This window comes from Marinimicrobium locisalis, from assembly GCF_039822625.1.
GTDB classification, from domain to species: domain Bacteria; phylum Pseudomonadota; class Gammaproteobacteria; order Pseudomonadales; family Cellvibrionaceae; genus Marinimicrobium; species Marinimicrobium locisalis.
Window position 1 is genome coordinate 187,291 of the sequence record NZ_JBDLLG010000001.1, and the last position, 14,030, is coordinate 201,320.

Annotated in this window: 11 protein-coding genes; 7 read left to right on the top strand and 4 right to left on the bottom strand. The window is 59.8% G+C overall.

From position 1 onward, the window contains the following. Window positions 1-73 precede the first annotated feature (73 nt). From AAE514_RS00870 to AAE514_RS00880, 3 genes are all read left to right on the top strand, one after another. Window positions 74-937: an FHA domain-containing protein gene (locus tag AAE514_RS00870; protein ID WP_347329587.1), complete on the top strand. Its 864-nt coding sequence runs from the start codon at window positions 74-76 to the stop codon at window positions 935-937. A 106-nt stretch (window positions 938-1,043) separates the two neighbouring features. Further along, a complete protein-coding gene (locus AAE514_RS00875; RefSeq protein ID WP_347329588.1) occupies window positions 1,044-2,375 on the top strand; it encodes a DUF5610 domain-containing protein in 1,332 nt (443 codons plus the stop codon). Then, a complete protein-coding gene (locus AAE514_RS00880) occupies window positions 2,376-2,621 on the top strand; it encodes a glutaredoxin family protein (protein WP_347329589.1) in 246 nt (81 codons plus the stop codon). A gap of 28 nt (window positions 2,622-2,649) precedes the next feature. On the opposite strand, the gene AAE514_RS00885 is transcribed toward AAE514_RS00880, so the two are convergent. Continuing rightward, window positions 2,650-3,879 (bottom strand): EAL and HDOD domain-containing protein, encoded by a 1,230-nt coding sequence (locus tag AAE514_RS00885; RefSeq protein ID WP_347329590.1) that lies wholly within the window; start codon window positions 3,877-3,879, stop codon window positions 2,650-2,652. Window positions 3,880-4,136: 257 nt separating this feature from the next. Here AAE514_RS00885 and AAE514_RS00890 point away from each other — a divergent pair, with 257 nt between their 5' ends. After that, entirely contained in the window at window positions 4,137-5,075 is a 939-nt protein-coding gene (locus AAE514_RS00890) for a chemotaxis protein CheV (protein ID WP_347329591.1), read from the top strand. A gap of 93 nt (window positions 5,076-5,168) precedes the next feature. Here the strand turns inward: AAE514_RS00890 and AAE514_RS00895 are convergent, their stop codons facing one another. Beyond that, entirely contained in the window at window positions 5,169-7,139 is a 1,971-nt protein-coding gene (locus AAE514_RS00895) for a transglycosylase SLT domain-containing protein (protein WP_347329592.1), read from the bottom strand. Between the two features lie 189 nt (window positions 7,140-7,328). On the opposite strand from AAE514_RS00895, the gene uup reads away from it, so the two are divergent. After that, the gene (gene uup / locus AAE514_RS00900) at window positions 7,329-9,257 is read left to right on the top strand and encodes an ATP-binding cassette ATPase Uup (RefSeq protein WP_347329593.1); all 1,929 of its coding nucleotides are present in this window, start codon (window positions 7,329-7,331) and stop codon (window positions 9,255-9,257) included. A gap of 26 nt (window positions 9,258-9,283) precedes the next feature. Here uup and AAE514_RS00905 read toward each other — a convergent pair whose 3' ends face one another. Further along, window positions 9,284-9,739 carry a universal stress protein gene (locus AAE514_RS00905; protein WP_347329594.1) on the bottom strand — a complete coding sequence of 152 codons (456 nt, stop codon included), beginning with the start codon at window positions 9,737-9,739 and terminating at the stop codon, window positions 9,284-9,286. A gap of 117 nt (window positions 9,740-9,856) precedes the next feature. Between AAE514_RS00905 and AAE514_RS00910 the strand changes: the two genes are divergently transcribed. Continuing rightward, window positions 9,857-10,378: a hypothetical protein gene (locus tag AAE514_RS00910; protein WP_347329595.1), complete on the top strand. Its 522-nt coding sequence runs from the start codon at window positions 9,857-9,859 to the stop codon at window positions 10,376-10,378. On the opposite strand, the gene AAE514_RS00915 is transcribed toward AAE514_RS00910, so the two are convergent. Continuing rightward, the gene (locus tag AAE514_RS00915; RefSeq protein WP_347329596.1) at window positions 10,368-11,081 is read right to left on the bottom strand and encodes a hypothetical protein; all 714 of its coding nucleotides are present in this window, start codon (window positions 11,079-11,081) and stop codon (window positions 10,368-10,370) included. The genes AAE514_RS00910 and AAE514_RS00915 overlap by 11 nt on opposite strands. A gap of 321 nt (window positions 11,082-11,402) precedes the next feature. On the opposite strand from AAE514_RS00915, the gene topA reads away from it, so the two are divergent. Continuing rightward, a complete protein-coding gene (gene topA, locus AAE514_RS00920) occupies window positions 11,403-14,024 on the top strand; it encodes a type I DNA topoisomerase (protein WP_347329597.1) in 2,622 nt (873 codons plus the stop codon). Window positions 14,025-14,030 lie beyond the last annotated feature (6 nt).

Here is a 14,030-nt window from a genome sequence, read left to right on the forward strand (position 1 = left end):
GCCCGCCGGCGCTGGCCCGACCCAACCCAACCCCAAGGAACACAAGAAAAACGAACGATTGTGAATAACGATTATGCTGAAACTCCGAACCAGACATAACAAACATCAAGCGGTTTGGCTGGTGGAGCCCGGGGTAAAAGTCGGGCGCTCTGCCAGGAACGACCTCATACTGGATAACAACGCCGTCGCGAATCTGCAGTTTGTGATCGGCGTGCGCGGTGATCGGTTGGTTCTGAAAAATCGCGCCCCGGAAAACCCCCTGACCGTCAACGGTGAACTGGTCGAGGATCGTCGCGCGGTTCGCGAGGGCGACCAGATTGCGTTGGGCGAGCTGGAGCTTGAGGTTATCGACCCCAAAAAAGACCTCGAACAAGAAATGCCTGAACCCTCCCGGTGGAGCTTGAAGGCCAATAGTGCCGTCATGAATGGGCGGGTATACCCTCTTGAAGACGTTACCCTGGTGGGGCGCTCCAACGACTGTGACATTCATTTGGCCGCGGCTCATCTATCGCGCCGTCACGCCCAGTTGCAAGTCATCGAAGATCTTCTGTACGTGAAGGACCTGGGCTCCTCCAATGGCACCTTTCTCAACGGGCAAAAAATTACCGAGTCTCGAGTGCGAAGGGGGGACGAGTTGCGCTTTGACACCCTGAGTTTTGGGGTCATAGGCCCGACGGACGATCTGGGGAAGACCACGGTGCGCTCGACCCGAGAAGTCAACGCCGCCGTGACTCGCTCAGCGCCGCCGCCCCCTCGGCCCCGAGTAGCGGATCCCGAGCCGCGTTCCCCCTCCTTCGCCGCCGCTCACACCTCAATGGAATCGGTACCCGCGTCCGTTGCCGAGCAGGCCGGTCCCCGTTACCGGGGCTGGGTCGGTGGCTTGGTGCTCGTTACGCTGGTAGTGGCCGTGGCGGGAGTGTGGTGGTTTCGTCCCTGAGGGGGCCCTTTCGCAAGGCGTGGCCTGAAGGTTAAAGTTTTCGGACTTCCGGCCGCTAACAGAGGCGGAACCCATAATCTGCTTCTTTGCCTCCCGGGAGGTCGCCATGCCAGTGTCCAACATCCATTCCTCAGGCTACCCTGCCGATATGCGCGCCAACGACAGTGCGCGCGATCTGATTCAGTCCAACCGCCAATCTCCCAAGGGCCCGGAGCAGGGCGATAGCGCCAAGGGGCCCAGTCTTGAGGAGAACCGCCAGCGGGCTTTCCAGGTGATTGAACAGACCTTGCAGATGGGATACGAGAAGTTGGCCGCCAAGCGTGGGGGGTCCGCGGAGCGGTTTGCTCAGTTTGAGCCCTTGTCGGCGGAAAAAGTGGCCGGAAACATTCTTGGCTTTATTGAGCATCGCCTGAAGAGTGACGCCGCCGACGGCGCCACTCAAGAGCAATTGCAAGAGCGCCTGGAACAGGGGTTGGCGGGATTCAAGAAGGGTTTTGCCGAGGCGCAGAAGCAGTTGGAGGCGCTCAGCCGCTTTACGCCGGAAATTCAGACCGATATCAATGACACCCGGGACCGAGTCCTGTCAGGCATTGAGGGCTTGAGAGAGCGCATTCTCGATGATGCCTTTAACCCCGAAAAAAGCGGAAATGACAATCGCCCTGAGGCCAGTACCGATAAGGGCAACTCGGTAGAAACCGCACAGAGCGCTCGCCCCACCGCTTATGCGTATGAACAGGCTCGGGCCAGTTCCTTCAGCTTTGAGTTAACCACCGCCGAAGGGGATGTGGTCTCGATTCAGGCGAACAGCAGTGGCGCCGCCTCTCTCAGCGGCGACGGCCGGGGCCAAACCTTCTCCGCCTCTGCCAGTCGCTCGATGAGTTGGAGTGTCGAGGGCGACCTGAACGAGGACGAACGAGCCTCGATTGAGTCGGTACTGGGGCAGGTGGACTCGCTATCGGAGCAGTTTTTTAGTGGCGACCTCGAAGGGGCCATGACTTCGGCAATGGACCTCGGGTTTGAGGGGGATCAGATCGCCCAATTTTCCCTGAATTTAAGTCAGACGGATATTCGTCGGGTCAGTGAAAGCTACGGCCAGGTGAGCCGTGCAGATGGCCAGCCCTCTGGAGCCTCCACTTTGCAGGAGCGCCTAGCGCCAGTGGGTCAGTTCTTGCGAGACCTGGAGGCGGCCCTGGCCGAGTCACAGAACGTCAGCGCCCAGCCCCAGCAACTGTTGCTGGACGCCGGCGAACGCATGGCTGCGGGGGATGCGGGCGAGAATGTTGACGAAGCCGCCTCTCTGAGGCAGTTTATGGCGCGTATGCTGGAGACCCTTAGCACTGACTCGTACACCAACGCCGGCCAAACCGGTGTGAGCCAGGCGGGCGGTGATGCTAGTGACGCGACCGGCATGAACGCTAACCGGAACAGTGAGGCCTAATTGAGCGCGACCACTCTTATCCTTTACACCACCATGGGATGCAATCTTTGCGAGCACGCCAAGGACCGGCTCTGGCCGGTTCTCTCCTCCACGGACTGGGGCCTGAAGGAGGTGGATATAGCCGACTCGGATGAGCTGATGGAGCGCTACGGCGTGAGGATTCCCGTGCTGGCCCGGGGCGATAGTGGCGCTGAACTGGACTGGCCCTTTGAGGGGGATCAACTGGAACGGTGGCTCAGCCGCTGAGGCCGTTTTCCGCGCTGGTAGTGCGGAGTCAGTGGGTCAGTCCAATCTGCTCCAGGGTGGCCGAGACCCACTGCAAGGACTCCAGATAGGTTCGTGATAACAGCTCGGGAGTGACATCGAACTGGTCCAGGAACGTCCAGTCAATTTTCTCCCACTCCCCCCGCTCGTAATGCTCCACAATATCAAGCACTCGGCCCTCCTGGCCGGTGTGCAGCAGCAAGGCCTCCGACAGTTCCGGGCTGAGTGACAGATTGGCCAGCAGTACGTCCAGGGGAAGGTCCATAAAGGCGTCCAGCGTCGAGAGCAGTCCCACGGTAAAGTAGGCGTCCTGGCGCTTTTCATTTTGCATGATGCGGGCCAGGGCTTCGCACATGCGAGCCCGGTTCAAGGCCGCCACACTGAGCTCCCTGGGCTTGTCCCCCAGGTTCGCCATGGCCAGCAGATTCACCCAGTTTTTGATGATATCCAGCCCCAGAAGCGTAATCGCCTGGCGCAAAGAGTCCACAGTGCGCGGGAGGGCAAAGGCGGCCGAGTTGACCAGGCGCAGGAGCTTGTAACTGAGCACCGGGTCTTGGGAGAGCAGCTTCTCCACTCGAAGGATGGGGACGTCCGGGTCGTGCAGGGCGGCCAGCAACTGCAATACCGCCTGCTTGCTTTCAGTGACCTTATGGCCCTTGAGGATTTTGGGGCGCGCCAGGAAATAGCCCTGAAACAGCTCGAAGCCTAGCGTCTTGCAACGCTCGAGCATTTCGTAGGTTTCCACTTTCTCCGCCAGTAGGATAACCCCCATTGGCTTGAGAATCTGGATATGCTCAATGAGCTGCGCCTCTGTCAGTTGAAGAACATCCAGCTTGACGATATCGGCGTAGGTCAGCAACGGGCGGGTGTGCTCGCTCAGCACAAAGTCATCCAGGGCGATGGTATACCCTTGGTTTTTGAGTTGGGCCAGGCTTTCCAATAGGGACTGATCCACCGTCTGGTCTTCGAGTACCTCAATGACCAGTTGGCGCCGGTCAAACGGTGGCGGGGTCACCAGCAGCGTGCGGGTGAAGTTGATATAGGCCTTGAGCTTGCCCACCACGCTTTCGAGCGACAGCTCGGTAAAGGTATGGAGTAACACCTGTGAGCTGGCGGAGTCACCGTTTTGGAAGTCGGCGTAGTTCAGGTGGCTGGTGCGGCACAGAAGCTCATAGGCGACCACTTGCATCGACCGGTTGAATATGGGCTGCCGCGCCAACAGTGGGAGTAACTCAGACATGGGCGAACGACGAGGTCCTAAATGCGATTCGGTTCCACAGTGTAGCTCGCGCGCAATGAGTAGCACAATGAGAGAAGAGCGGGGGCTCCGCCCAAAGGCTATTGAGTGACTCCGGCAACCGAAAAAGATGAAAAGTGCGCCACTTCTGTTAAACTGATGAGGTTGGAGGCTACCGGGGGCATGACGCCTTCGGCGAGATGTCTTCCAGGCGCGGCGAGCCATAACTCCACGGGCGCCTTACACGAGGTGAAACCACTATGACCAGCTTTCTCAGCAATGTTGACCAACGCACCCAGTTGGTCGGTGAAAACCGGCTGGAACTCTTGTTGTTCCGCCTCGGTGGCCCACAGCTGTTCGCGATCAACGTTTTCAAAGTGCAGGAAGTGATCAAAATGCCGCGCTTGCGCCAGGTGCCGCACAGTCACGCTCAGGTGGTCAGGGTAACCCATTGGCGCGAGCAAACCATTCCCGTGGTAGACCTCAGCCACGCTATTGGCACCCGGCCGCTTGGTGCGGAGGTGGAGCGAAACTTGATTGTGGCCGAATACAACCGAACGGTTCAGGCGTTTATGACCGGGCCGGTGGATCGAATCGTCAATCTCAACTGGGAAGAGGTACTGCCGCCGCCAAAAGGTGCCGGTCGGGCGCACTATCTGACCGCCATTACGAGGGTGGAGGACCGGTTGGTGGAAATTCTCGACGTAGAACGCGTGCTCGCCGAAACCGCCAGCCTCAATACGTCGGTATCGGACCAGACCCTGGACAAAACGCTGGCGCAGCAGGCCCGAGAGCGTGGGCTCAAAGTGCTGCTGGCGGAGGATTCGGCCACCGCCGCCAATCAGGTGCGGGAAACACTGAATGACCTGGGCCTGGAGCTTATGGTGGTGCAGGACGGGTTGAAAGCGCTCAACCTGTTGCAAGAGTGGGTGGCCCAGGGAAAAACAGTCGATGATGAGATTGTGATGATGATCACCGATGCGGAAATGCCCGAAATGGACGGCTACCGGCTGACCTCCGAGATTCGCCAGCACCCGTCATTGCGCTCGCTCCACATCGTCATGCATACCTCTCTGAGCGGTCGCTTCAATGAGGCAATGGTGGAGAAAGTAGGCTGTGATGCCTTTTTGTCCAAGTTCGCTCCGGATGAGCTAGCGGCCGTGGTGCAGGCCCGCTTGCGGGCTTACTTCGCCTCATGAGCGGGTTCGCTACGGCCACTAGTTTTCGCGGCGTGCCCTTGCGCTGCCGCTGAATCCCTCCTCTAGCGCTGTGCTTGGACGGCGCCGGGCCGATTAGAAGGCGTGCCCAGCCTCTTCGGCGGTAATGAAAGAGCTCTTCTCTCCCATCCGATAGCTGTAAATGACGGAGTAAGAGAGCACGTTTTGAACGTAGCCTCGGGTCTCCCGGAAGGGGATGGTTTCAATCCACACGTCATAGGGCAGGTTCTGTTCGCCGTTTTTCAGCCACTGCTTCACCCTGTAGGGTCCGGCGTTGTAAGCCGCTGTTGCCAGAATCCGGTTGCCGTTGAATTCATCCAGTAGCTCGTGCAGGTAGCGGCTCCCGAGCGTGATATTGGTGTCCGGACTGAGCAGGTCGGCGCGCCGGTAAGGCACTCCGGCTCGGCGGGCGGTTTGCTGGGCGGTGGCTGGCATCAGTTGCATCAAGCCCAGGGCGCCGGCGGGGGAGCGGGCGTGGGCCATAAAGGCGCTCTCCTGCCGGGCGATGGCAAACAGCAGGTGGGGGTGGATAGAGGTCGCATCGGCGGCGGTCTTAACGTGCTCCTGGTAGGCTAAGGGGAAGCGCACCCCAAGGTCGTCCCAGAAACGGGCGCTGGCCATGGCCTGAATGCCCTTACGGTGCCAGCCCCAGCGTTCGGCCAGTTTGCCGGCGGCGAGAATCTGTGTCTTTTCCAGGGAGGGCACGGTGTAATACCACTCCCGGCTGGCGTTGTTGATGTCGCCAATAAGCAGTAGCTCCCGAGCCCGCTTGAGGGGCGGCAGATTTTCCACGGCCTGTAGAGTGGCCTCTGAAACCTCGGCTGGCCGGTCCAGAAGGCGGTATTCAAAACCCAGTTTGTCGGCGGACAGAAAGCCGTAAAAGCTTCGGGTGGCCGCGACGGCGGCATAGAGGTCGCGCGGCTCGGGGCCGGTATTCTGCAGTTCCAGCTCTTCAATCAGCCGGGCGCGCCAGTAGCGCCAGCGCTCGCTGTCCTGCTCCTCGGGTGGCAGTTGGTTCAACCAAGTGTAGGCCCGGGCCCAGTCGAGTTGCCCCAGGGCATCGCGAATAATGGATTCCACCAGGTCGGTGCCGCTCAGCGTTGGGATGGTCGATAATAGCTGGTTGGCGTGTTCGCGATGGTCTTGGTCAATCAGGCGCCGTGCGATGGCTTCCTGAGTGGCGAGTCGTTCGTCGTTCGAGAACAGTTGCTGGGCGTCATAGCCGCGCCAAAGCTCCAGGGCCTTGATCGCATCGCGCCGGGCCAGGCGACGCAGGCCATGGTTAATAATGGTTTGAATGGCCTCGGATTGACTGCGGAAGCGATGACTTTGCGCCAGCACTTGTGGGTGACGGTCGACCTCGCGCAGCAATTGGGCCAGGCGCTGCTCGGCTTCGGGCATTTGCCGGGCAATGTAGCTGGCAAGGGCGAGGTTGCGAGCTTGGACTGCTTTGTAATGCCGTTCCCAGGCAATGTCGGCGGTTAGCCGACCGGCCTTCATCCAAGCGGCAAATAGCGGGTCACAGGCATCTGGCTGGGAGTGCGCCACATTCCACAAGGCATCGACTTGCGCAAGGGCGTCGGCATCCCCCTGCTCGAGACGGGCCTGGAGCGCATAGCACTGAAGGTCGGTATCCCCCAGAGTGCCCCGGTAGGAGGACAGGTATTGTTCCCAACGCTCCTCACTGGCGAGCGTGTTGAGCCACTGGCGTTGCAGCTGGCGCGCGAGGTAGGAACCCTCGTGCTCACTCACAAAACGATTAATGTGCTCGGGCTCGGCCCGAGCCAGCGTGCGGGTCAGCTCGTGATAAGTGAGGTAGGGCCTCAGTGGGTAGTCCGCCAGTTGTTCGTAGAGGTGTTCGTAACGTTGCATCTGGCGCTTCGAAAGGGCGTCCCGTGCCTGCAGGTACAGGGCTCGCTGGTCCGCCAGAGGGTCAGAGGCCTCGGCCGGGGTCGACGCCTCGGAGGCGAGGCCCGCAGCGGGAAGGGTCATGGTGATATACAGCGTCAAACGGGCCAGTCGGGCGGCAAGGCGTTGCGAGTGCATGGGTGCAGCTACCTCGTCTCTCGGTGGTGGCGGGATTGTTCTTCTGTACAGCCCTGATTGGCTGTATGATGCTCGTCCGCCGGGATCTATTGATAGCAGCATATCAGTCCGTTCGGGGCGCCGCTACTGTTGTTACGCGATAAAAATCCGGTTTTTATTCCTTTGTGATTCACATCAAGAAGCTTTCTCATGTCTTTGATTCGACTCGAAAATGCCCAACTCAGTTATGGCCTTCAGGTATTGCTCGACGGCGTCGATCTCTCGATTGAGAGAGGCCGCCGGCTGTGCCTGATCGGCCGCAACGGCGCCGGCAAGTCCAGCCTTATGAAAGTCCTCTCGGGAGAGGTCGATCTGGATGGTGGTACCGTTCAGGTGGCGCCGGAAGTGAAGGTTGCCCGGCTCGCGCAGGATCTCCCCGAGGCCGATGATCAAACCGTGTTTGACATGGTCTCCGCCGGGCTGGAAGGGGTAGGGGCTCTGTTGCAGGCATTTCACCGTCTCTCCCAGGCCGGAGGGGAGGTGGACATGGAGGAGCTCTCCCGGCTGCAACAAAAAATCGAGGCCGTGGACGGCTGGCAATTCCAGCAAACCGTGGATACCACCCTGACCCGCCTTGATCTGAACGGGGATTGGTTGATGGCCAACCTCTCGGGCGGTTGGCGCCGCCGGGTTGCGCTGGCGAGGGCCCTGGTTTGTCAGCCCGATGTGTTGCTGCTGGATGAGCCCACCAACCACCTGGATATCGCCGCCATCGAATGGCTGGAGCAGCAACTGCTGGAGTTTCAGGGCGCGTTGGTCTTTATTACCCACGACCGCTCGCTATTACAGAGCCTGGCCACGGATATTGCCGAGCTCGATCGTGGCCACCTGCGCACCTGGTCCGGAACCTACGACCGCTATCTCGAATACCGGGAGCAGGCGCTGGCGGAAGAGGCGCGCCACAACGCGCTGTTTGACAAAAAGCTGGCCCAGGAAGAAAGCTGGATTCGCCAGGGAATCAAGGCTCGCCGCACCCGCAACGAAGGCCGGGTGCGGGCGCTCAAGGCCATGCGCGAAACACGCCAAGAGCGACGTGAGCTCCAGGGCAAGGCCAGCTTCTCGGTCACCAGCGGCGAGCGCTCCGGTAAGCTGGTAGCGGAGCTGGAGCGGGTGTCCTACCACTACCCGGACAAACCGATCGTCTCCGACTTCTCCACGGTGGTGATGCGCGGTGACCGCATCGGGCTGATCGGTGCCAACGGCGCCGGCAAAAGTACCTTATTGAAGTTGATTCTGGGGGAGCTGGAGCCTCAACGGGGGCGGGTCCGCCTGGGCACCAACCTCCAAATCGCCTACTTTGACCAGTTGCGCGAGCAATTGGACCTGAACCAGAGCGCGGTGGACAATATTGCCGAGGGGCGAGAGTTTATCGAGCTCAACGGCAAGTCCCGCCATATCATTTCCTACCTCAGCGATTTTCTCTTTACCGGCGAGCGGGCGAGAACGCCGCTACGGGCACTGTCCGGCGGGGAGCGCAATCGAGTCTTGCTGGCGAAGTTGTTCAGCAAGCCGGCCAACCTGCTGGTGATGGACGAACCGACCAACGACTTGGACGTGGAAACGCTGGAGTTGCTGGAAGATCTGGTTACGGAGTACGACGGCACCGTTCTTTTGGTCAGCCACGACCGGGCCTTTCTCAACAATATTGTGACCAGCGTGATTGCGTTCGAGGGCCGCGGCCAGGTTCGCGAGTATGTGGGTGGCTATGATGACTGGTTGCGCCAGGGCGGGCGCTGGACGGATGATCGGGCGCCCCAACCGGCGAGCGAGTCTGATGACCGGGCCCAAGGCGGCGCCGCGGCGGAGGACAAGCCGGCCCCGGAGGCCAAGGGCGGTCCGAAGCCCAAAACCAAAAAGTTGAGCTACAAACTCCAGCGGGAGTTTGACCAACTGCCCGAACGTATCGAGGCACTCGAAGCGGAGCTGGAGAGTCTGCAGAGCCGGGCGGCGGATCCGGGCTTTTATAGCGAGCCCCAGGAAACGGTGGATGCCCACCTAAAGGTGTTGGCGGAGACCGAGCAAAAGCTGGAGGAGTGCTTTGATCGGTGGGCGGAACTGGAAGACATGCAGGAGGGGTAACGCCCTCCCGCCTTCCGCTCCGCGTGTTAGGAGCCCTCTTTCTCGTCCTCCTGGGCCACTCGCACCGCCAGCACGTCGCAGCTGGCGCCGTGCAGAACGCTATTTGAGGTCGAGCCCAGCAAAAGGGCAAAACCCTTGCGCCCGTGGCTGCCCACGATAATCAGATCCGCCCCTTCTTGATTGGCCAAGTAGTGTAGTTCCGTGGCTGGTTGGCCCACGAGCACATGTTCGTGTTGAATCGTAAAGTCGGTTTGGCGGGTCAGCCGTTGCAACTCCTGTTCGGCTTTGAGCTGAAGCTGTTCCTGGACCTCTGACAGGTCCACGGGCATATCGCCCCCATAGGCGAATGTCAGCGGTTCGATGACGTGGGCGAGACTTAGGGTGGCGCCGCAGTCCCGCGCGAGCTCAGTGGCGCGCTGAAGTACCTGAGGGGACTCCTCGGATAAGTCCAGGCCGGCGATAATGTGTTTGTAAGTGGCCATAAGTGGGATCTCCTTGCAGGTGGACGGTCGGCGGAAACGCCGTTCGAGTGCCGGCGTCGAGTCATGATAGTAGCATTTTACCGTGCTTGAAAAGTGAATAGTGAAGGAGAGAGTGGAGTGAATATCTGGACGCTGGTGGTGCTTCTGGGCGTGGTGGCGATGGTCGTCGGGCCTCTCATGCTGCTACAGCCTAGCGCTCGCGAGCGGCGACAGGCCGAACTGCGAGAGCGCGCTCGCCAAGAGGGCATCCTAGTGTCCCTGCGGGCGTTGCCCCGCCAAGCGACCGATATGGAAGCGCCCAGCCGCATACCGGCCTACAAACGTCCCGCTGGAAAGGGAGGCGGGCCCACGCCGCCCTGGATGCTGGTTCGGGCGGCCTATCAGCACGAGGCTCACTTTCTGGGGCACTGGACTTGGCAGGGGGCCGGCCGGGCCAGCGCCCGGGAGCAGCAATGGCTCGCGCACCAGTTGCCGAGCCTACCTCAGTCGGTTCAGGCGGTGGCAGGCGATGCGAAAGGCTGGTCGGTCTACTGGACCGAGTTGGGCGGTATCGAGGCGCTGGAGGGCATTCTGGACTTTCTGAAGGGGTTCAGTAGGACGCCGAAAGGGGAGGAGCGAAACGACAGAATTAGAGGTTAGTGGGATTGTAGTCATCTTCCGGCATCAGCGCCCGACTTAGCGCCTTTCGTTTGCCCTGAATCACTTCGCCGAGCTCCCGGATCACTTCCATGCGTTTGGGGTCGGGGTGGTCAGAGCTAATTAACAGGCTTTGGGCTTTTTTGTAATAGGCTTGGGAGGTCGTGAAATCTCCGCGCATGACTGCTTTGTGGCCTTGGGCGACGTAGGTGACCACTTCCACCATCAACTTGGTCCAGCTCAATTCCTGCAGATAGTGACTGAGGGACTCTCCCTCCAACCGTCCCTGATGGCCTTGTCGGCGCAGAACCTTGGCCGCCTGGTCCAGCGCCTCCTCGGTGCGCGCCATTTCCGCGTCGCTTTCCCGCAGCCGGTTGGCGGAGGGCTGCTCAGTCTTCTGGGCCATCTCCTCTTCCCGCTGCTTAACGTGGTTAATTCGGGTTTCAAGGTGCGTGTTCTGGCCTTTCTCCAATTCCAGCGATTGTTCCAACAGATGTAATATCTCAGCGTTGATGCAGCGGGCAATAGCTCGGGTGGGCATAACCTCCTCCACGCCCACCAATACTTCCTCCAGCGCTTCGATTTGCCAGCGAAGCCGGCGCTGTTGCATCCGGATCCGGTGGAACTTCTCTTGCCGCTGGTTCACCAAGTGAACGGCGAACAGCGATAGCAGCAACAGTGAAGTCAGTAACAGTATATTGATCATGGTTCCCGATACGATCCGGCTGGGGTGAGGCTCTCACGGGGACGAAGGCGGCCCCAAGAGGCTATCGGCGGTGCCCGACAAAGCTTTACTTCTTAAGGGAACCTCTAATAAAGCGTGCAAAATCAAGCAGATAGAGAAGGGCAAGCGCCCGACTGCCAAGCCGTGAAAATACTACTTTTGCCGCCAGTTGACCGGGCGCCGGGAAAGGTCTGACTTGACCCAGCCCGGCTCAGGACTTATATATGCGCACCTCAACCGGTATTTTGCAGCGCTCTGGCCTCGGGCCATCCACTCACGATCGCAACGGAAAAGAAGAGTCGCATGGGTAAATCTTTAGTTATTGTCGAATCCCCGGCCAAGGCCAAGACTATCAATAAATACCTGGGCAACGACTATGTTGTGAAGTCCAGTGTCGGCCATATCCGGGACTTGCCCACCAGCGGCAACTCTAAACCGGTGGACCCGAAAGAGCGCGCTCGCCAGGCGGCAAAAACCCGCAAGCTCTCGCCCACCGAAAAGGCCAAGTTCAAAGCTAAGAAGCAGAAAGAGCAGCTGGTTAAGCGCATGGGCATTGATCCCGAGCACGGCTGGGAGGCCCAGTATGAAATTCTGCCGGGCAAGGAAAAAGTTGTGGATGAGCTGCGCAAGCTCGCCGCCAAGGCCGACACCATCTACCTCGCGACGGACTTGGACCGCGAGGGGGAAGCCATTGCCTGGCACCTGCAGCAAGCCATCGGGGGGGAGCCGGAGCAGTACCGTCGGGTGGTGTTTAACGAGATTACCAAGACGGCGATTCAAAACGCGTTCAAGAAGCCCGGTCGGCTGGATCGGGACCGGGTCAACGCTCAGCAGGCTCGTCGCTTCCTCGATCGGGTGGTGGGCTATATGCTCTCGCCGCTGCTGTGGGAAAAAATTGCTCGCGGTCTTTCCGCCGGGCGCGTTCAGTCGGTGGCCGTGCGTCTGGTCGTGGAGCGGGAGCGGGAAATTCGTGCGTTCGTTCCCGAGGAATATTGGACCCTGGCCGCGAAACTGAAAGCCGGCAAGGACGAAGCGGTCCGCTTCGAGGTAAAAAAGCAGGGCGAGAAGGCCTTTAAGCCGCTTAACGAAACTCAGGCGATGGCGGCGGTCAAGGCGCTTGAAGGCGCCAGTTACGAAGTGGTGGACCGGGAAGATAAACCCACCAAGTCCAAACCGCCCGCGCCGTTTATCACCTCCACCCTGCAACAGGCGGCAAGCACTCGCCTTGGCTACGGGGTGAAGAAAACCATGATGATGGCCCAGCGTTTGTACGAAGCGGGCTACATCACCTACATGCGGACCGACTCCACAAACTTGAGTAAGGAAGCAGTGGCCAGCTGCCGCGATTATATTCAGGACGAATACGGCAAGCGCTACCTGCCGGAGAGCCCCGCCGTTTACTCCAGCAAGGCGGGGGCCCAGGAAGCGCACGAGGCGATTCGCCCCTCCAGTGTCACGGTTAAACCGAATCAGTTAAGCGGCATGGAGCGCGACGCCGAGCGGTTGTATACCCTCATCTGGCAACAGTTTGTGGCCTGTCAGATGAGCCCGGCGGAGTTCACCAGCACCTCAATCGTGGTCAAGGCGGCGGACTTTGAGCTGCGCACCCGCGGTCGCGTCATCCGGTTTGACGGCTTCCTGAAGGTCTTGCCCCCGGTGGCGAAGAAAGATGAAGACGTGGTCCTGCCGGATATTAAAGTGGGGCAGGCGCTGCCGTTGATCAAGCTGGAACCGTCCCAGCACTTCACCAAGCCGCCCGCGCGCTTTACCGAAGCGAGCTTGGTGAAAGAGTTGGAAAAGCGGGCAATCGGTCGGCCCTCCACTTACGCCTCCATCATTTCCACCATTCAGGACCGGGGCTATGTCCGGCTGGAAAATCGCCGCTTTTACGCGGAAAAAATGGGCGATATCGTGACCGAGCGCCTGGTGGAAAGTTTTGATGACCTGATGGATTACGGCTTTACCGCCAGCATGGAGGACTCGTTGGATGATGTCGCCCAGGGTGAGAAGAACTGGCTGCAACTGCTGGACGAATTCTATGCGGAGTTTACCCGCAAACTGGATCAGGCCCAAAGTAGCGAGAAGGGGATGCGCTCCAATGCGCCCACCGATACCGACATCGAGTGTGACCAATGTGGGCGTCACATGCAGATTCGGACCGGCAGCACCGGCGTATTTCTGGGCTGCTCTGGGTATGGTCTGCCGCCCAAGGAGCGGTGCAAGAATACGATGAACCTGGTTTCCGGGGAAGAGGCGCTGGATGCCGACGCCGACGAGGAGGCCGAGTCCCGCTTGCTGCGAACCAAGCGTCGTTGCAAGCTGTGCAATACCGCCATGGACAGCTACCTGCTCGACAGCAAACGCAAGCTGCATATCTGTGGCAACAATCCGGACTGCCCGGGCTACGAAGTGGAAGAGGGCAGCTTTAAGCTTAAAGGCTATGAAGGACCGACGCTCGAGTGCGACAAGTGCGGCAGCGAAATGCAACTCAAAACCGGGCGCTTTGGCAAATACTTTGGCTGTACCAATAGCGAATGTAAAAACACCCGCAAGCTTTTGAAGAGCGGCGAACCGGCCCCGCCCAAGATGGACCCGGTGCCCATGCCGGAGCTCGAGTGTCAGAAGGTAGACGATACTTACGTTCTGCGCGACGGGGCCTCCGGCCTGTTTTTGGCGGCGAGCCAGTTCCCCAAGAACCGGGAAACCCGCGCGCCATTGGTGGCTGAGCTATTGCCGCACAAGAAAGAGATCGACCCGAAATACACCTTCTTGTTTTCGGCCCCCACAGAGGACCCTGACGGTAACAAAACGGTGATTCGCTACAGCCGCAAGACCAAGGAGCAGTACGTCCAGTCCGAGGTGGACGGAAAAGCCACGGGATGGAAGGCGTTTTACCAGAAAGGCAAATGGGTCCCCAATAAGTAGGCCCGG

Coding starts and splice junctions, on each gene's coding strand:
- AAE514_RS00885 (WP_347329590.1), bottom strand. CDS start 3,879: ATGTCTGAGTTACTCCCACTGTTGGCGCGGCAGCCCATATTCAACCGG.
- AAE514_RS00895 (WP_347329592.1), bottom strand. CDS start 7,139: ATGCACTCGCAACGCCTTGCCGCCCGACTGGCCCGTTTGACGCTGTAT.
- AAE514_RS00915 (WP_347329596.1), bottom strand. CDS start 11,081: ATGATCAATATACTGTTACTGACTTCACTGTTGCTGCTATCGCTGTTC.
- AAE514_RS00905 (WP_347329594.1), bottom strand. CDS start 9,739: ATGGCCACTTACAAACACATTATCGCCGGCCTGGACTTATCCGAGGAG.
- AAE514_RS00870 (WP_347329587.1), top strand. CDS start 74: ATGCTGAAACTCCGAACCAGACATAACAAACATCAAGCGGTTTGGCTG.
- topA (WP_347329597.1), top strand. CDS start 11,403: ATGGGTAAATCTTTAGTTATTGTCGAATCCCCGGCCAAGGCCAAGACT.
- uup (WP_347329593.1), top strand. CDS start 7,329: ATGTCTTTGATTCGACTCGAAAATGCCCAACTCAGTTATGGCCTTCAG.
- AAE514_RS00875 (WP_347329588.1), top strand. CDS start 1,044: ATGCCAGTGTCCAACATCCATTCCTCAGGCTACCCTGCCGATATGCGC.
- AAE514_RS00890 (WP_347329591.1), top strand. CDS start 4,137: ATGACCAGCTTTCTCAGCAATGTTGACCAACGCACCCAGTTGGTCGGT.